Annotated in this window: 15 protein-coding genes; 13 read left to right on the top strand and 2 right to left on the bottom strand. The window is 68.8% G+C overall.

From position 1 onward, the window contains the following. Positions 1–122 precede the first annotated feature (122 nt). Positions 123–566 (bottom strand): SRPBCC family protein, encoded by a 444-nt coding sequence (locus OG507_RS35645; RefSeq protein ID WP_327371221.1) that lies wholly within the window; start codon positions 564–566, stop codon positions 123–125. Between the two features lie 149 nt (positions 567–715). Here OG507_RS35645 and OG507_RS35640 point away from each other — a divergent pair, with 149 nt between their 5' ends. From OG507_RS35640 to OG507_RS35630, 3 genes are all read left to right on the top strand, one after another. Next, complete coding sequence (locus OG507_RS35640) at positions 716–1,756, top strand: Rv2578c family radical SAM protein (protein ID WP_327371220.1); 1,041 nt, start codon at positions 716–718, stop codon at positions 1,754–1,756. Between the two features lie 158 nt (positions 1,757–1,914). Beyond that, positions 1,915–3,522 (top strand): alpha/beta hydrolase, encoded by a 1,608-nt coding sequence (locus OG507_RS35635; protein WP_327371219.1) that lies wholly within the window; start codon positions 1,915–1,917, stop codon positions 3,520–3,522. Positions 3,523–3,587: 65 nt separating this feature from the next. Next, positions 3,588–4,151 (top strand): GNAT family N-acetyltransferase, encoded by a 564-nt coding sequence (locus OG507_RS35630; RefSeq protein WP_327371218.1) that lies wholly within the window; start codon positions 3,588–3,590, stop codon positions 4,149–4,151. Here the strand turns inward: OG507_RS35630 and OG507_RS35625 are convergent. Beyond that, the gene (locus OG507_RS35625; RefSeq protein ID WP_327371217.1) at positions 4,129–4,701 is read right to left on the bottom strand and encodes an adenylosuccinate lyase; all 573 of its coding nucleotides are present in this window, start codon (positions 4,699–4,701) and stop codon (positions 4,129–4,131) included. The two genes, OG507_RS35630 and OG507_RS35625, sit on opposite strands and share 23 nt — an antisense overlap. 344 nt (positions 4,702–5,045) lie before the next feature. Here OG507_RS35625 and OG507_RS35620 point away from each other — a divergent pair, with 344 nt between their 5' ends. From OG507_RS35620 to pssA, 10 genes are all read left to right on the top strand, one after another. Continuing rightward, complete coding sequence (locus tag OG507_RS35620; protein ID WP_327371216.1) at positions 5,046–6,827, top strand: 3-hydroxyacyl-CoA dehydrogenase family protein; 1,782 nt, start codon at positions 5,046–5,048, stop codon at positions 6,825–6,827. A gap of 293 nt (positions 6,828–7,120) precedes the next feature. After that, positions 7,121–7,942 carry a TetR family transcriptional regulator gene (locus OG507_RS35615; protein WP_327371215.1) on the top strand — a complete coding sequence of 274 codons (822 nt, stop codon included), beginning with the start codon at positions 7,121–7,123 and terminating at the stop codon, positions 7,940–7,942. 111 nt (positions 7,943–8,053) lie between these two features. Further along, positions 8,054–8,851, top strand: a complete 798-nt coding sequence (locus OG507_RS35610) for a GNAT family N-acetyltransferase (protein WP_327371214.1) — start codon at positions 8,054–8,056, stop codon at positions 8,849–8,851. A gap of 354 nt (positions 8,852–9,205) precedes the next feature. Next, complete coding sequence (ccrA, locus tag OG507_RS35605) at positions 9,206–10,543, top strand: crotonyl-CoA carboxylase/reductase (RefSeq protein ID WP_327371213.1); 1,338 nt, start codon at positions 9,206–9,208, stop codon at positions 10,541–10,543. Between the two features lies 1 nt (position 10,544). Then, on the top strand, positions 10,545–12,557 hold the full coding sequence (locus OG507_RS35600; RefSeq protein ID WP_327371212.1) for a protein meaA: 2,013 nt from the start codon (positions 10,545–10,547) through the stop codon (positions 12,555–12,557). Next, complete coding sequence (locus OG507_RS35595; protein ID WP_327371211.1) at positions 12,554–13,528, top strand: HpcH/HpaI aldolase/citrate lyase family protein; 975 nt, start codon at positions 12,554–12,556, stop codon at positions 13,526–13,528. The genes OG507_RS35600 and OG507_RS35595 overlap by 4 nt, the downstream gene beginning before the upstream one ends. 2 nt (positions 13,529–13,530) lie before the next feature. Next, positions 13,531–14,058 carry a MaoC family dehydratase gene (locus OG507_RS35590; RefSeq protein ID WP_327371210.1) on the top strand — a complete coding sequence of 176 codons (528 nt, stop codon included), beginning with the start codon at positions 13,531–13,533 and terminating at the stop codon, positions 14,056–14,058. A gap of 2 nt (positions 14,059–14,060) precedes the next feature. Further along, entirely contained in the window at positions 14,061–15,266 is a 1,206-nt protein-coding gene (locus tag OG507_RS35585; protein WP_327371209.1) for an acyl-CoA dehydrogenase family protein, read from the top strand. A gap of 181 nt (positions 15,267–15,447) precedes the next feature. Continuing rightward, on the top strand, positions 15,448–16,095 hold the full coding sequence (locus OG507_RS35580) for a phosphatidylserine decarboxylase (protein ID WP_327371208.1): 648 nt from the start codon (positions 15,448–15,450) through the stop codon (positions 16,093–16,095). Further along, the gene (gene pssA, locus OG507_RS35575) at positions 16,082–16,939 is read left to right on the top strand and encodes a CDP-diacylglycerol--serine O-phosphatidyltransferase (protein WP_327371207.1); all 858 of its coding nucleotides are present in this window, start codon (positions 16,082–16,084) and stop codon (positions 16,937–16,939) included. Before OG507_RS35580 ends, pssA begins: the two co-directional genes overlap by 14 nt. Positions 16,940–16,975: the final 36 nt, after the last annotated feature.

Below are 16,975 nucleotides of genomic sequence, written 5' to 3'. Positions count from 1 at the left end.
GCGACGGGGGGCGCTGACGGCGCACTCAGGGGGCTTAATCCCCGGTGGGAGCCACTACGGCGCACAACCGACGGGCCGAGAAAACCACCCGAACCGGTGAGGCCGGTCAAGAGGGCGTGGAGCTACTTCTCGACCTCGGTGGCGAGGTTCTGGAGCAGCTCGTCATAGATCCGCCCAAGTCCCTTGGGCGCAAAGGTCTTCTCGAAGAATCCGCCGATGCCGCCGGCGCCGTTCCAGACGGTGGAGACAACCGCCTTCGACTTCCCCTCGCCGGCCGGGGTGACGGTCCAGGTGGTGACCATCGAGGAGTTGCGGTCCTTCTCGACGAGCCGGCCGTCGGTGGGCTCGGTGACCTCCAGCAGACAGTCGCGCACCCGCTTGCTGGTCGCCTGGAGCTTCCAGTGGACGAGGGTGCCCTCGCCGTCACCGCCCTCGCGCACCTCGTACTCGCTGAACTGCCCGGGCAGCAGCTTGCCCCGGGTCTCCCTGTAGTCGGCCAGCGCGTCGAACACCGTCTCCGCGTCCGCCGCGATGACTCGCTCTGTCGTGGCCTCGACCTGCGCCATGGCTGTTCCTCCAGCACTCGGTTGTTCGGGGGCGTGCTGAGCCAACCACCTCCGGGACGCCGCTCAAAATCCGGGCCGGGACGAAGGGGAGAAAACGATCATGGGAACAAGTGTTCTATTCTCGGTCCAGTGCTACCGAGGAGGCGTCCATGCGCTGGGACAATCTGGTCGAGAACACCCGGGAAGCCGGGACCGGCGCGCTCTTCGCCGCGGACGCGGTGACCACGCGCACCTTTGACACCCCCGAATTCCGGGGGATCACCTTCCACGAGATCCGGGCCCGCTCGATCCTGAACCGGGTGCCAGGCGCATCGCGGATGCCGTTCGAATGGACCGTCAATCCGTACCGGGGCTGTACGCATGCGTGCGTCTACTGCTTCGCCCGCAAGACCCACAGCTATCTGGACCTCGACACCGGAATCGGCTTCGACTCACAGATCGTCGTCAAGATCAACGCCCCGGAGCTGCTGCGCGGCCAGCTCGCGTCCAGCCGCTGGCACGGCGCGCACATCGCGATGGGGACCAATGTCGACTGCTACCAGCGCGCCGAGGGCCGCTACCGGCTGATGCCCGGCATCATCTCGGCCCTGCGCGATCACGCGAACCCGTTCTCGATCCTGACCAAGGGGACGCTGATCCTGCGCGATCTGGAACTGCTGCGCCAGGCCTCCGAGGTCACCGACGTCGGCATCTCCGTCTCGGTCGGCTTCGTCGACGACGGGCTGTGGCGCACGGTGGAGCCCGGTACCCCCTCCCCCGAGCGCCGCCTGGACGCCGTACGCACCCTGAGCGAGCACGGCATCGACTGCGGCGTGCTGATGGCGCCCGTCATCCCGTTCCTCGGCGACCACCCGGACCAGTTGCGCGCCACGGTCCGGGCGATCGCGGCCGCCGGGGCGACCTCGGTGACCCCGCTCGTCCTCCATCTGCGGCCCGGCGCCCGGGAGTGGTACATGCAGTGGCTCGGGCGGCACCACCCCCATCTGGTGCGGCGGTACGAGCGGCTGTACGCCGAGGGCGCCTATGCACCCAAGTGGTACCAGCGGCGCATCACGCGGTACGTCCACGAGCTGGCGACCGAGTTCGGCATCGGCCCCTCGCACCGCGGCCCGGCCCGCCGCCTCCCCGTGCGCCACGAGCAGCCGTCACCGCTCGACGACCCCGGACCCACCCAGCTGACCCTGCTCTGACCCGGCCCGTCCGATCGCGGGCGGACCCGCCGGACAAGCACCGAACAGGCAAATGGGTCAACTCTCGTCAGAACATGTCCTTCCGGGCGTGAATGTGGGGAGCATGCGGCGGGGGCTGCGTCACGCGCAGCCGCGTTTCCCCCACCACGGGAGGCCATATGACGAAACGTCCAGGAATTCTGTTCGCCGTCGGGGCGACGGTCGCCGGTCTGGTGACCGCCGCCCCGACCCCGGCGACCGCCGAGAGCGGTGCGTCGCAGCGCGCCGCCACCCAGCTCAAGTGGACCGACTGCGGCACCAAGACCTACCCGGGGCTGCAGTGCTCATCGGTCAGCACACCGCTCGACCATGACGATCCGTCAGGCCGCCGGATCACCCTCGCCCTGTCCCGGATCCCGCACACCGCGAAGACCTTCCAGGGTCCCCTGCTCGTCAACCCGGGCGGCCCCGGGGGCAGCGGTCTCTCGATGGCCGGCTTCGTGGCGTCCTCACTGCCGAAGTCGGTCGCCGCGCAGTACGACGTGATCGGCTTCGACCCGCGTGGCGTCGGGAAGAGCCAGCCGGCGCTGGACTGCGTACCGAAGTACTTCGATCCGCTGCGCCCCGACTCGGTGCCGGAGTCGCCCGGCGTCGAGGAGGCCAACCGGAACAGGGCCCGCGCCTTCGCCGAGGCGTGCGGGGAGAAGTACCCGGATCTGCTGCCGTACATCGACACGATCAGCGCCGCCAAGGACCTCGAAGTGATCCGGCAGGCGACCGGCTCCGGGCAGCTCAACTACTTCGGGTACTCGTACGGGACGTACCTCGGTGCGGTGTACGCCAAGCTGTTCCCGCAGCGGGTGCGGCGGCTGGTGCTCGACTCGAACGTCGACCCGGACGGCATCTGGTACGAGGACAACATCGCCCAGAACTACGCGTTCGACGCCCGCCACAAGGCGTTCGCCGCCTGGGTCGCGAAGCACGACACCACGTACGGACTCGGCGGCGACCCCGCGGAGGTCGAGCGTGCCTGGTACGCGATGCGTGCCGCCGTCAAGGCGAACCCCGCGGGCGGGAAGGTCGGGGCGAGCGAGCTGGAGGACACGTTCCTGCCCGGCGGCTACTACAACGGCTACTGGCCCCATCTGGCCGATGCGTTCGCCGCGTACGTGCACGACAAGGACCAGGACGCGCTGGTGAAGGCGTACAAGAAGTTCGGCGCGGTCGACGCGGCGGACGACAACGGCTACTCGGTCTACACGGCCGTGCAGTGCCGCGACACCGCGTGGCCCCGGCCGTGGAACGTCTGGCGCACCGACAGCTGGAACGTACGGGCCAAGGCGCCCTTCTTCACCTGGAACAACACCTGGTACAACGCCCCGTGCGCCGACTGGCCGGTGGAGCCGCTGAACCCGATGCGGGTCTCCAACAACAACCTGCCGCCGGTGCTGCTCTTCCAGGCCACCGAGGACGCGGCCACTCCGTACGAGGGCGGCATCACGCTGCACCGCATGCTGCGCGGTTCGCGCCTGGTCGTCGAGGAGGGCGGTGGCAATCACGGCATCACGCTGAGCGGCAACGACTGCCTGGACACGTACCTGGCGGACTATCTCGCCAAGGGCACCGTCCCGCGCGGCACGGGCAACCGGGCCGCCCCGGACGCGGTCTGCGCCAAGTCCCCCGACCCGCAGCCGCTGACCGGCCGGGCGGCGGAGAGGTCGGCCAGGGGAACGGACCTCGGCACCAGGGGCGGCACGCTGCACGGCCTGCTCGGCTTCCGCGGCTGACCGACCACGCCCCCGGGCCGAAATCACTTGCGGGCCATCCTGGCGCATGCGCCAGGATGGCCCGTATGACGACAGGGACCGCGCCCGCCCACACCCCCGATGTGCTCATCCGGGACATGACCGTCGATGACTGCGAGGCCGTCGCGAGAGTCCGTGTGCGCGGCTGGCAGTCCGCGTACGCGGGGCTGATGCCGCAGTCGTATCTGGACACCATGGACATCGCCGAGGACGCGCAACGGCGCCGCGGATTCTTCGCCGAGGGCAACACGGTCGTGAACGCGGTGGCCGAACGGGCGGGCCTCGGTGTGATCGGCTGGGCCTGCTACGGCCCGTACCGTGAGAACGGCAGACGGCTCGCGCGGGGCGAGCTGTACGCGATCTATGTGCTGCCCGAACAGATCGGGACCGGGGCCGGCCGCGCCCTGATGACCCGGATGCTCGACCGCGCCGCCGCGGACGGCTTCCCGGAGCTGGCGCTCTGGGTGCTGAAGGAGAACGCCCCGGCCCGCCGCTTCTACGAGCGCGCTGGCTTCGTCCCCGACGGAGCCGAGGAACCCTTCGAGGTGGACGGCGTGCTCGTGCCCGAGATGCGGTACGTGCGCACCCTCAGTCCCCCGGCAGCCGGCTGAGCGCGTCCCGTGCCGCGCCGCCCAGTCTCGGGTGCGGCAGCGCCGCCTCCAGGACCGGGCGGGCCTGCGCGTCGCCGAGCTGTCCGAGCCCCTCCACGCAGGCGAGCGCCACCCGCCAGTGCGGATCGTCCGGAGCCAGCAGCCGCCGCAGGGTGGTCATCAGCGCCGGTACGGACTCCGGGGCCCTGAGCGCGGTGAGCAGCCGCACCGGGTGCAGGGCGTACGCGGTGCGCAGGGTGTTGGTGGCCAGCGCTGCGGCGGCGCGGGACGTGCGGGGGTCACCGAGGCGCGCCAGCGCGTGGGCGGCGGAGACACAGCGCTCCGGGTCGCGGTGATTGAGCAGCAGGACCAGCACCTCGAAGGCCCGCCGGTCGCCGCCGCAGCCGAGCCGGAAGGCGGCGATCTCCCGCGCCCAGAGCGGACGTTCGCGTTCCACGAGGACCCGGGCCAGTTCCTCGTCGTCGTCGGTGGCGAGCAGCCTGCGGTACGCCGCCGACTCCCCAGCCTCGTCCGCCAGCCGGTCCGTCAGCGACCGGAGCTCCTCGTCCATGACCGTCAGCGTATCGGCGATGACGGTGTGTGTGAGCCGGACCACAGCAACTCGGGGCTGGCGCGCTCGTTACCCACCGGTTAAGCTCATGTGAGCGGGACACACTCCCCGCAGGCTCCGATGGCCTGGTGACGCAGCCATCCGGAGTGCTTGTCGGTTCGGCAGCTTTGCGAGACGTGACTCCGGGACAGAGTCCGTCGCCCCTTCCCGGTCCGGGCGTGATCGTCGCGCCCCGGCCCTTGAGCACCACGACATGCAATTCCCGTACGCGCTGCGCCGGTTCACTTCTTCCTCGGCGCGTGCCGTGCCTCCTCACAGTCGTCACTCATCCCTGGAGTCCCGTGATGGACACCCCGCTCACCACCATCGCCGTCGTCGGTCTCGGCACCATGGGCACCGGCATCTCCGAAGTCCTGGCCCGTGCCGGGCACGAGGTCATCGGCATCGACATCGACGACGCGGCCGCCCGTCAGGCCGTCGCCGCCCTCGAAGCCGCAACCGCCCGCGCCGTGCGGCGCGAGCGGATCACGCAGGAGGAGCGGGGCGACGTCCTCGCCCGGTTCCGCACCTTCGGTGACCTCCGGGCCGCCGCGGAGGCGGAGCTGGTCATCGAGGTCGTGCCCGAGTCGTACGAGATCAAGCAGCAGCTCTTCCGGGAGCTGGACGCGATCGTCTCGCCGACCGCGATCCTGGCGACCGGCACCAACGCGCTGTCGGTCACCCGGCTCGCTGCCGAATCGCAGCACCCCGAGCGCGTGCTCGGTCTGCACTTCTTCAACCCGGCGCCCGTGATGAAGCTGGTCGAGGTGGTCTCCTCGGTGCTGACCGCCCCGCCTGCCGTCGAGGCGGTCACCGAACTGGCCCGCAGCCTGGGCAAGGAGCCGGTCGCGGTCGGCGACCGGCCGGGCTTCGTCGCCGACGGGCTGCTGTTCGGCTACCTCAACCAGGCCGCCGCGATGTACGAGGCGAACTACGCCTCCCGTGAGGACGTCGACGCGGCCATGAAGCTGGGCTGCGGCCTGCCGATGGGCCCGCTCGCCCTCCTCGACCTGATCGGGATCGACACCGCTCGCACCGTCCTGGAGGCGATGTACTCCGCGTCGCACGACCGGCTGCACGCCCCGGCCCCCATCCTCAGGCAGCTCAGCGAGGCCGGGCTGACCGGCCGCAAGTCGGGCCGCGGCTTCTACACGTACGAGGGGTCCGGCAGCCAGACCGTGGTGCCGGACGCTCTGACCCCGCGGGAGGACGCGGGGGCGGTCACCGGGCGCACGGTGCGGTCGGTGGGTGTCGCGGGCTCGGGGACGATGGCGTCCGGGATCGCCGAGGTCTTCGCGAAGGCCGGCTACGACGTGGTGCTCGCCGCCCGCAGTCAGGAGAAGGCGGACACGGCGAAGGGCCGGATCGCGGGGTCGCTGGAGCGTTCCGTCTCCAAGGGGCGGCTGACGGCCGAGGCGCGGGACGAGATCCTGGCCCGGATAACCGCCGCCGGTTCGCTGGACGCTTTCGCCGATGTCGATCTCGCGGTGGAGGCGGTCGCCGAGGACCTGGCGGTCAAGCAGCAGTTGTTCGGGACGATGGACAAGGTCTGCAAGCCGGGCGCGGTGCTCGCCACCACCACCTCCTCGCTGCCCGTCGTGGCGATCGCACGGGCCACCTCGCGCCCGCAGGACGTCATCGGGATGCACTTCTTCAACCCGGCGCCCGCGATGAAGCTGGTCGAGGTCGTCCGTACGGTGCTTACCGCCGACGACGTCCACGCCACCGTCCGCGAGGTGTGCGTCAGGGTCCGCAAGCACCCGGTGGACTGCGGGGACCGGGCCGGATTCATCGTCAACGCGCTGCTGTTCCCGTACCTCAACAACGCGATCAAGATGGTCGAGGAGCACTACGCGAGCCTGGACGACATCGACGCCGCGATGAAGCTGGGCGGCGGCTACCCGATGGGCCCGTTCGAGCTCCTCGACGTCGTCGGTCTCGATGTCTCGCTCGCCATCGAGAAGGTGCTGCACAACGAGTTCCGTGACCCGGGCCTGGCCCCGGCGCCGCTGCTGGAGCATCTGGTGGCCGCCGGATGCCTCGGCCGCAAGACGGGGCGCGGCTTTCGCGAATATGCCCGGCGCTGAGAGGGTCCGGCAGTGGGCAGCGCGGGTGCAGGAGCGGGGCTGGGGTGCGTGCATCGCAAGGCGGAGGATTGAGGCAGATGGGGTCTCCCCTGCTCGAGCGCAGCCGAGAGCTCGGGGAAGGAGCCATGGTGATTGACGACAACGCCGCGAGGCGCGTGCCCCAGCCCCGCGACGCCGCGAAGTCCGCTGCCGGACCCTCTGACCCGGGAGCCGGTTGGGGCGGGCTGCTCGATCCCTCGGGCGGCCCGCCCCCGCAGGCACATTCCCCTGCACGGATGCAGTACGTTCACACCATGTCCCAGCCCGCCAGGTCCCCCCGTGTCTCCGTCGCGCCCGACACCCAGGAGAGTGCCGCAGGCACCCGCGCCGCCGCCCAGCGGCTCAAGATGCGCCGCGAACTGGCCGCCGCGGCCATGGAACTCTTCGCCACGAAGGGGTACGAGGCGACGACGGTCGACGAGATCGCGGGCGCCGCGGGAGTCGCCCGGCGGACCTTCTTCCGGCACTTCCGCTCCAAGGAAGAGGCGATCTTCCCGGACCACGACGACACCCTCGTCAGGGCCGAGGCCGTCCTCAACGCCGCCCCCGCGCACGAGCACCCCCTCGACACCGTGTGCCGCGGCATCAAGGAAGTCATGAAGATGTACGCGGCCAAGCCCGCCGTCTCCGTGGCCCGCTACAAGCTGACCCGTGAGGTCCCCACCCTGCGCGAGGCCGAGATCGCCTCGGTGGCCCGCTACGAGCGGCTGTTCACGCGCTATCTGCTGGGCCACTTCGACGAGCGCGACCACCAGGTCGGCAATGACGACCCGCTGCTCGCGGAGGTCGCGGCATCCGCCGTCGTCACTGCGCACAACCATGTGCTGCGCCGCTGGCTGCGGGCGGGCGGCGAGGGCGATGTGGAGGCGCAGCTCGACCACGCCTTCGCGATCGTCCGCGACACGTTCGGGACCGGCATCGGGGCGGGCCGGATCGCCGGCACCGAACCGGTGGCGGCGAGGCAGCCGGCCGCGTCCGTGACATCACAGGGCGAGGTGCTGGTCGCGGTGGCGCGGACGGACGCACCGCTCGAAGAAGTGATGCGCACGATCCAGCAGGCGCTGAAGAACCACTGAGGCCGAATGGGGGCGCGCCGACGGGTTTCGCCCGGCCGTCCCCGTCCTCATGCGCGGCCGCGGGTCAAAAACTCGGTTGCCGCGCCCGTACCCCGGTGCTGTGGTGTGCGCATGAATCATGATCACGACACACTTCTGGCCCTTTTCGACCGCGAGATGCGCGAGCACGCCCGCCCCGACGGCCCCGGCGTCCGGGTCGAGCACACCACCGATGTGGTACGGCAGGTCGGTGCGGCCGACGACTGGAACGGTGTCGTCTGGTCGGCGCCGGACCTGGATTCCGTACGGGCGGACGCGGCGATCGCGGCACAGGTGGCGTTCTACACGGCGCTCGGGCACGAGGAGTTCGAGTGGAAGCTGTACGCGCACGACCGGCCTGCCGATCTGGCGGAGCGGCTGCTGGCGGCCGGTTTCGAGGCGGAGGAGCAGGAGACGCTGCTCGTCGCAGCGGTGGCGGACCTCTCGACGGCGGTGGAACTCCCCGAGGGCGTCCGGCTGCGTACCGTGCGTCACGCGGACGATGTGGAGCTGATGGCCCGCGCCCATGAGCAGGCGTTCGGCTCGGACCCGTCGCAACTGCGGCATCAGGTGCTGACCAGACTGGCCGAGGACCCGGACGGCTTCGTCGGCGTCCTCGCCATGGTGGGCGACGAACCGGTGAGCTCGGCCAGGATGGAGCTGTACCCGGGCACGGGCTTCGCAGGGCTCTGGGGCGGCGGAACGGTCGAGGCATGGCGCGGAAAGGGCGTCTACCGGGCCCTGGTCGCCTTCCGGGCCCGGATCGCGGCGGAGCGCGGCTACGACTACGTTCAGGTCGACGCCTCCGCCCAGAGCGCCCCGATCCTGCAGCGCCTCGGCTTCCTGGCCCTGAGCACCACGACCCCGTACGTGTACCGGCCCTCGCGCTGACCGGGCGGCCCCCGGGACAGATCCAGGCGAAACACCCCTCATGTTGCTCATGCGTGCCCGGCGGGTGACAAGTGAGAGAAATTGTTGGCACCCAGTGCCTTGCCAGGTGTCACGGAGTGCCATACGTTGAAGTTGTCCGGGCGGCCGGCGTGCTGAGACCTCACGTACGCCGGCTGTCCCCGCAAGCAATTGCCTGCGCGCCCGGACGCCTGCGTCACAGGCAAACCCTTCTGCTCCACAGAGCAAGCCGAAGCTTTACCAGCCGAACCGACGGCAGCACCTCCACATCGCACCGCACCCCCGTTGGCAGGGACCCTCTGGCGTCCCTCGACGCCGCTTCACCGGAGGCACACCGTGAAGGAAATCCTGGACGCGATCCAATCGCAGGACAGTACGGCCGCGGATTTCGCGGCCCTGTCCATCCCTGAGTCGTACCGCGCGGTGACCGTGCACAAGGACGAGACGGAGATGTTCGCCGGGCTCGACACCCGTGACAAGGACCCCCGCAAGTCGCTGCATCTCGACGAGGTTCCGGTGCCCGAACTCGGCCCCGGCGAGGCACTGGTCGCCGTCATGGCCAGCTCGGTGAACTACAACTCCGTCTGGACCTCGATCTTCGAGCCGCTGGCGACCTTCGGCTTCCTGGAGCGCTACGGAAAGCTCAGCGAGCTCGCCAGGCGCCACGACCTCCCGTACCACGTCATCGGCTCCGACCTCGCGGGCGTCGTCCTGCGCACCGGCCCCGGCGTCAACGCCTGGCACCCCGGCGACGAGGTCGTCGCGCACTGCCTCTCGGTCGAACTGGAGTCCTCGGACGGCCACAACGACACGATGCTCGACCCCGAGCAGCGCATCTGGGGCTTCGAGACCAACTTCGGCGGCCTGGCGCAGATAGCGCTCGTCAAGTCCAACCAGCTGATGCCGAAGCCGCAGCACCTCAGCTGGGAGGAGGCCGCGGCCCCGGGCCTGGTCAACTCCACCGCGTACCGCCAGCTCGTCTCGCGCAACGGCGCGGGCATGAAGCAGGGCGACAACGTGCTGATCTGGGGCGCCAGCGGCGGGCTCGGTTCATACGCCACACAGTTCGCCCTGGCCGGTGGCGCCAACCCGATCTGTGTGGTCTCCAGCGAGCAGAAGGCGGACATCTGCCGGAGGATGGGCGCCGAGGCGATCATCGACCGCAACGCCGAGGGCTACAAGTTCTGGAAGGACGAGCACAACCAGGACCCGCGCGAGTGGAAGCGGTTCGGCAAGCGCATCCGTGAGCTGACCGGCGGCGAGGACGTGGACATCGTCTTCGAGCACCCGGGCCGCGAGACGTTCGGCGCCTCGGTCTACGTGACCCGCAAGGGCGGCACGATCGTCACCTGCGCCTCCACGTCCGGCTACAACCACGAGTACGACAACCGCTACCTGTGGATGTCGCTGAAGAAGATCGTGGGCTCGCACTTCGCCAACTACCGCGAGGCGTGGGAGGCCAACCGGCTGGTCGCCAAGGGCAAGATCCACCCGACGCTGTCGAAGGTGTACTCCCTGGAGGAGACCGGCCAGGCCGCGTACGACGTCCACCGCAACCTCCACCAGGGCAAGGTCGGCGTGCTGGCGCTCGCCCCTCGTGAGGGCCTGGGCGTGCGCAACCAGGAGTTGCGCGAGCAGCACATCGATGCCATCAACCGTTTCAGGAACGTCTGATATGAGCGGACGTCAGAAGGACCGCCCGTGGCTCATGCGGACGTACGCCGGCCATTCGACCGCCGAGGCGTCCAACGAGCTCTACCGGCGCAACCTGGCCAAGGGCCAGACGGGTCTGTCGGTCGCCTTCGACCTGCCGACGCAGACGGGTTACGACCCCGATCACATCCTCGCCCGCGGCGAGGTCGGCCGGGTCGGCGTGCCCGTGTCGCACCTCGGTGACATGCGCAGGCTGTTCCAGGACATCCCCCTGGAGCAGATGAACACCTCGATGACGATCAACGCCACCGCGATGTGGCTGCTGGCGCTCTACCAGGTGGTCGCCGAGGAACAGGGCGCCGATCCGACGAAGCTCCAGGGCACGACGCAGAACGACATCGTCAAGGAGTACCTGTCCCGCGGGACGCATGTCTTCCCGCCCGGTCCCTCGCTGCGGCTGACCACCGACATGATCACGTACACGGTCAACCACATCCCGAAGTGGAACCCGATCAACATCTGCAGCTACCACCTGCAGGAGGCGGGGGCCACTCCGGTCCAGGAGATCGCGTACGCCATGTCGACGGCCATCGCGGTCCTGGACGCCGTGCGCGACTCGGGCCAGGTGCCCGAGGAGAAGTTCGGCGATGTGGTCGCCCGTATCTCCTTCTTCGTGAACGCGGGCGTCCGCTTCATCGAGGAGATGTGCAAGATGCGCGCCTTCGGCCGTATCTGGGACCGGGTCACCCGTGAGCGGTACGGCATCACCGACGCCAAGCAGCGCCGCTTCCGCTACGGCGTCCAGGTCAACTCCCTCGGGCTCACCGAGGCGCAGCCGGAGAACAACGTCCAGCGCATCGTCCTGGAGATGCTGGCCGTCACCCTCTCCAAGGACGCCCGAGCCCGCGCCGTCCAGCTGCCGGCCTGGAACGAGGCCCTGGGGCTCCCCCGTCCCTGGGACCAGCAGTGGTCGCTCCGTATCCAGCAGGTGCTCGCGCACGAGAGCGATCTGCTGGAGTACGAGGACATCTTCGCCGGATCGCATGTCATCGAGGCCAAGGTGGACGAGCTGGTCACCGAGTCGCTCGCCGAGATGGACCGGATCCAGCAGATGGGCGGCGCCATGGCAGCCGTCGAGTCCGGCTATCTGAAGTCCGAGCTGGTCTCCTCGCACGCCGCCCGCCGGGCCCGGATCGAGGGCGGCGAGGAGAAGATCGTCGGCGTCAACATCTACGGGACGACGGAACCGAACCCGCTCACCGCGGACCTCGACGGGGCGATCATGACGGTCGACCCCGCCAACGAGGCCAGGGTCGTCGCGGCGCTCCACGAGTGGCGCGACAACCGCGACGAGGCCCGCGCCACCGAGGCGCTGGCGGCGCTGAAGAAGGCCGCCGCGGGCACCGAGAACATGATGGAAGCGACAGTGGAGTGCGCCCGCGCCGGTGTCACCACCGGCGAGTGGTCCTGGGCGCTGCGCGATGTCTTCGGCGAGTTCCGGGCGCCGACCGGAGTCTCGTCCGCCCCGGTCGCGGTGACCGCGGAGGCCGGTACGCCGCTCGCTTTGGTCCGCGAGAAGGTCGCCCGCACCGCGGCCGACCTGGGCACCGGGCGGCTGCGGCTGCTGGTCGGCAAGCCGGGCCTGGACGGGCACTCCAACGGCGCCGAGCAGATCGCCGTACGCGCCCGTGACGCCGGTTTCGAGGTCGTCTACCAGGGGATCAGGCTGACCCCCGAACAGATCGTCTCGGCCGCGCTCGCCGAGGACGTGCACTGCGTCGGACTGTCGATCCTGTCCGGCTCGCACGCCGAGCTGGTGCCGGACGTGCTGCACCGGCTGCGCGAGGCCGACGCCAACGACATACCCGTCATCGCGGGCGGGATCATTCCGCCCGCCGATGCCGCGGCCCTGATCGGGGCCGGTGTCGCCGCCGTGTTCACCCCTAAGGATTTCGGTATCACGGAGATCATCGGCCGTATCGTCGACGAGATCCGGAAAGCGAACAAGCTCGACCCTCTGGAGGTCCCCGCATGACCACGCCCACGCCCGCCGTGAACCGTCTGCGTCCGCGCCGCTCCTGTCTGGCCGTGCCGGGCTCGAACCCGCGGTTCCTGGAGAAGGCCCAGGGCCTCCCGGCCGACCAGGTCTTCCTGGACCTGGAGGACGCCTGCGCGCCGCTCGCCAAGGAGGGCGCCCGGCACCACATCGTCGACGCGCTGAACAACGGCGACTGGACGGGCAAGACCCGGGTCGTGCGGGTCAACGACTGGACGACCCACTGGACGTACCGCGATGTCATCACGGTCGTCGAGGGCGCCGGCCAGAACCTCGACTGCATCATGCTGCCCAAGGTCCAGGACGCCCAGCAGGTCGTCGCCCTCGATCTGCTGCTCACCCAGATCGAGAAGACGATGGGCTTCGAGGTCGGGAAGATCGGCATCGAGGCGCAGATCGAGAACGCCAAGGGCCTGGTGAACATCGACGACATCGCCGCCGCCTCGCCCCGCCTGGAGACCCTGATCTTCGGCCCGGCCGACTTCATGGCGTCGATCAACATGAAGACCCTGGTCGTCGGTCAGCAGCCGCCCGGGTACGGAGCCGACGCGTACCACTACATCCTGATGCGCATTCTGATGGCGGCCCGTACGTACGACCTCCAGGCGATCGACGGTCCCTTCCTGCAGATCCGTGACGTGGACGCGTACCGCGAGGTCGCGGGCCGTGCGGCGGCGCTGGGCTTCGACGGCAAGTGGGTGCTGCACCCCGGTCAGGTCGACGCGGCCAACGAGGTGTTCTCGCCCTCGCAGGAGGACTACGACCACGCCGAGCTGATCCTCGACGCATACGAATGGTGCACCTCGGAGGAGGGCGGCAAGAAGGGTTCGGCGATGCTCGGCGACGAGATGATCGACGAGGCGAGCCGCAAGATGGCGCTCGTCATCGCGGGCAAGGGCCGCGCGGCCGGTATGCAGCGCACCTCCAAGTTCGAAGCGCCGGAGGCCTGATCATGCAGTTCGGACGCACGTACGAGGAGTTCGAGGTCGGTGCGATCTACAAGCACTGGCCCGGAAAGACGGTCACCGAATACGACGACCACCTCTTCTGTCTGCTGACCATGAATCATCACCCGCTGCACATGGACAGCAACTACGCGGAGAAGACGACCGACTTCGGAAAGAACGTCGTCGTCGGCAATTACATCTACTCCCTGCTGCTCGGCATGTCGGTTCCGGATGTCTCCGGAAAGGCGATCGCCAACCTTGAGGTCGAGTCGCTGAAGCATGTCGCGCCGACCTTCCACGGCGACACGATCTACGGCGAGACGACCGTTCTCGACAAGACTCCGTCGAAGTCCAGGAGCGACCGCGGAATCGTTTACGTGGAGACCAGGGGGTACAAGCAGGACGGCACGCTGGTCTGCGTGTTCCGTCGCAAGGTGATGGTCCCCACCGAGACGTACATCAAGGAGCGCGGCGGCGAGCAGCCCGGCCGCCCCGAGCTGAACCAGCCTTCGCAGAAGAACGTGGAGAAGTAGCCATGACGCGACTCGCCCAGACCGCCGGTCTCAACGATGTCCAGCGGGAGATTCTCTCCACGGTCCGGGATTTCGTCGACAAGGAGATCATTCCGGTCGCGACCCAGCTGGAGCACCGTGACGAGTACCCGGCACAGATCGTCGAGGGGCTCAAGGAACTCGGCCTGTTCGGGCTGATGATTCCCGAGGAGTACGGGGGTCTGGGTGAGTCGCTGCTCACATACGCGCTGTGCGTGGAGGAAATCGCGCGCGGCTGGATGAGCGTGTCGGGAATCATCAATACGCACTTCATCGTGGCGTACATGCTCAAGCAGCACGGCACCCAGGAGCAGAAGGACACCTTCCTGCCCCGGATGGCGCTGGGCGAGGTCCGGGGCGCGTTCTCGATGTCCGAGCCGGCGCTGGGCTCCGACGTCGCGGCGATCACCTCCAAGGGCATCAGGGACGGCGAGGAGTACGTCCTGAACGGCCAGAAGATGTGGCTGACGAACGGTGGCACGTCCACGCTCGTCGCCGTGCTCTGCAAGAGTGACGAAGGCCACCCCGAGGGAACGCCCCCGCACAAGTCGATGACGACCTTCCTGGTGGAGAAGGAGCCGGGCTTCGGCGAGGTCCGGCCGGGGCTCACCATTCCCGGGAAGATCGACAAGATGGGTTACAAGGGCGTCGACACGACGGAACTCATCATGGACGGACTGCGCATTCCGGCCAATCGTGTACTCGGCGGCACCACGGGCCGAGGGTTTTACCAAATGATGGACGGCGTCGAGGTCGGCCGGGTGAATGTGGCCGCGCGTGGCTGCGGCGTCGCACAGCGTGCATTCGAGTTGGGCGTTTCCTATGCCCAGCAGCGCCAGACCTTCGGAAAGCCGATCGCCCAGCACCAGGCGATCCAGTTCAAGCTGGCCGAAATGGCCACCAAGGTGGAAGCCGCCCATGCGATGATGGTGAACGCAGCGCGCAAAAAGGACTCCGGGGAACGAAACGACCTGGAGGCAGGGATGGCGAAGTACCTCGCCTCCGAGTACTGCAAGGAAGTCGTCGAGGACGCCTTCCGGATCCACGGCGGTTACGGCTTCTCCAAGGAGTACGAGATCGAGCGCCTCTACCGGGAGGCCCCGATGCTGCTGATCGGTGAAGGTACCGCCGAGATCCAGAAAATGATCATTGGGCGCCGACTCCTCGAGGAGTACCGGTTCCAGGGGTGATCGTCCCTTTCGAGGTGATTTAGCCGCGAAGAAGATCACACCCTGTCATCCTCAGGCGGTGTCTTCAAGCCGTTCGACTCGGCTGCTGGCTTGCCCAGTTGCGGCTCGCAACCGATAACATCGCCGGAAAAGCCGCCGTCCCCCGTTGCCAGCGCGGCATCATCCGCTACGAAGGTCATCCATGCCCGACAGCCAAACCTCTGCACCACGCGGCGGAGTCCGCCTTGCGCGCGGAGCTTCGCCGTGGCTCCTCCCGACCGTTGCCACCGCGGCACTCAGCCTCACCCGGGCCCGCAGGTCCGGACGCTGGGCCGCGGTGGCCGTGCCCACCACCGCGCTCGCGGCGGGCATGCTGTGGTTCTTCCGCGACCCCGAGCGCGAGATCACCCAGGGCCGGGTCATCTCCCCGGCCGACGGCGTGGTGCAGAGCATCATGCCGTGGAAGGACGGGCGCACCCGCGTCGCGATCTTCATGAGCCCGCTGAACGTCCATGTCAACCGTGCCCCCCTGGCCGGCACGGTGACCTCGGTCGAGCACATCCCCGGTGGGTTCGTTCCGGCGTTCAACAAGGAGAGCGAGAACAACGAGCGCGTTGTCTGGCACTTCGACACCGAGCTCGGTGACATCGAGATGGTGCAGATCGCGGGCGCGGTCGCCCGTCGCATCGTCCCTTACATCCCGCAGGGCACGAAGGTGGAGCAGGGCGAGCGCATCGGTCTGATCCGCTTCGGCTCCCGGGTCGACATCTACCTTCCGGAAGGTATCGATGTCGCGGTCGAGGTCGGCCAGGCCACCACCGCGGGGGTGACTCGAATTGACCGTGATTGACCCTGACACGCAGGCCGGCTGGGTGCCCGAGGCGGAGTCCGAGGAGGACGCCGGCGAGGACATGCCGCTCTCTCTGCGGCTGTCGATAGCGGACACCCTCACGCTCGGCAACGCCACGTGCGGTTTCATGGCGGTGTACTTCACCACCACCGGAATCCTCATCCCGCACCTCACGGGCAGCGACGAGAGCGGCATGGCGCGGCACTCCGCGGCCACCGCCGTGATCCTCATGCTCATGGCCGCGGTGTTCGACCTCTTCGACGGGCTCGTGGCACGCAAGCTGCGCTCCTCACCTATGGGGGCCGAGCTGGACAACCTCTCGGACCTGATCAGCTTCGGACTCGCCCCGGCGTACTTCGTCCTCGTGTACGGCATGGTCGCGGACGACGCATACCAGCGGGTGTCGGCGCTCGCAGCGATCGTCGTACTGCTGGCGGTGGTGCTCAGGCTTGCGAGATTCTCCTGCGTGACCATGAAGGACGGCATGTTCCAGGGCATGCCGAGCCCCTTCGGAGCGCTGACGGTCGTCTCGATCGTGCTCCTGGAGCTGCCCTTCGTACCGACGCTGCTCGCGATCGTCGGAGTGGCGTGGCTGATGGTCAGCCGGGTCGAGTACCCGAAGCCGCGCGGGGTCCTCGCGGTGGCGATGCTCAGCTGGATCGTGGCCGCGATGGGGCTCCTCGCCGCGTGGGCGTTCGACGCCCCCGGCGGTCAGCTGCTCCTCCAGACCGGCTGCGCGCTGCAGGTGGTCCTGGGAGCGGTCATCCCGCTCTTCGCGACGGCACGGCGGGTCAACACCTTCCGCGGCAACCGACGTGAGGCACGGGCGACGCAGCTGCCTTAGTGGTACCGAAGACACATGAGAAGGGCCCCGGGTGTT

It is taken from the genome of Streptomyces sp. NBC_01217, from assembly GCF_035994185.1.
Taxonomy (GTDB): domain Bacteria; phylum Actinomycetota; class Actinomycetes; order Streptomycetales; family Streptomycetaceae; genus Streptomyces.
The sequence above is the reverse complement of the archived record's forward strand: the minus strand, read 5'-3'. Positions and strand labels throughout refer to the sequence as shown.

Bases quoted from the DNA above. Each gene is read 5' to 3' on its own strand.
- OG507_RS35645 (WP_327371221.1), bottom strand. From the start codon at position 566: ATGGCGCAGGTCGAGGCCACGACAGAGCGAGTCATCGCGGCGGACGCG.
- OG507_RS35640 (WP_327371220.1), top strand. From the start codon at position 716: ATGCGCTGGGACAATCTGGTCGAGAACACCCGGGAAGCCGGGACCGGC.
- OG507_RS35635 (WP_327371219.1), top strand. From the start codon at position 1,915: ATGACGAAACGTCCAGGAATTCTGTTCGCCGTCGGGGCGACGGTCGCC.
- OG507_RS35630 (WP_327371218.1), top strand. From the start codon at position 3,588: ATGACGACAGGGACCGCGCCCGCCCACACCCCCGATGTGCTCATCCGG.
- OG507_RS35625 (WP_327371217.1), bottom strand. From the start codon at position 4,701: ATGGACGAGGAGCTCCGGTCGCTGACGGACCGGCTGGCGGACGAGGCT.
- OG507_RS35620 (WP_327371216.1), top strand. From the start codon at position 5,046: ATGGACACCCCGCTCACCACCATCGCCGTCGTCGGTCTCGGCACCATG.
- OG507_RS35615 (WP_327371215.1), top strand. From the start codon at position 7,121: ATGTCCCAGCCCGCCAGGTCCCCCCGTGTCTCCGTCGCGCCCGACACC.
- OG507_RS35610 (WP_327371214.1), top strand. From the start codon at position 8,054: ATGAATCATGATCACGACACACTTCTGGCCCTTTTCGACCGCGAGATG.
- OG507_RS35600 (WP_327371212.1), top strand. From the start codon at position 10,545: ATGAGCGGACGTCAGAAGGACCGCCCGTGGCTCATGCGGACGTACGCC.
- OG507_RS35595 (WP_327371211.1), top strand. From the start codon at position 12,554: ATGACCACGCCCACGCCCGCCGTGAACCGTCTGCGTCCGCGCCGCTCC.
- OG507_RS35590 (WP_327371210.1), top strand. From the start codon at position 13,531: ATGCAGTTCGGACGCACGTACGAGGAGTTCGAGGTCGGTGCGATCTAC.
- OG507_RS35585 (WP_327371209.1), top strand. From the start codon at position 14,061: ATGACGCGACTCGCCCAGACCGCCGGTCTCAACGATGTCCAGCGGGAG.
- OG507_RS35580 (WP_327371208.1), top strand. From the start codon at position 15,448: ATGCCCGACAGCCAAACCTCTGCACCACGCGGCGGAGTCCGCCTTGCG.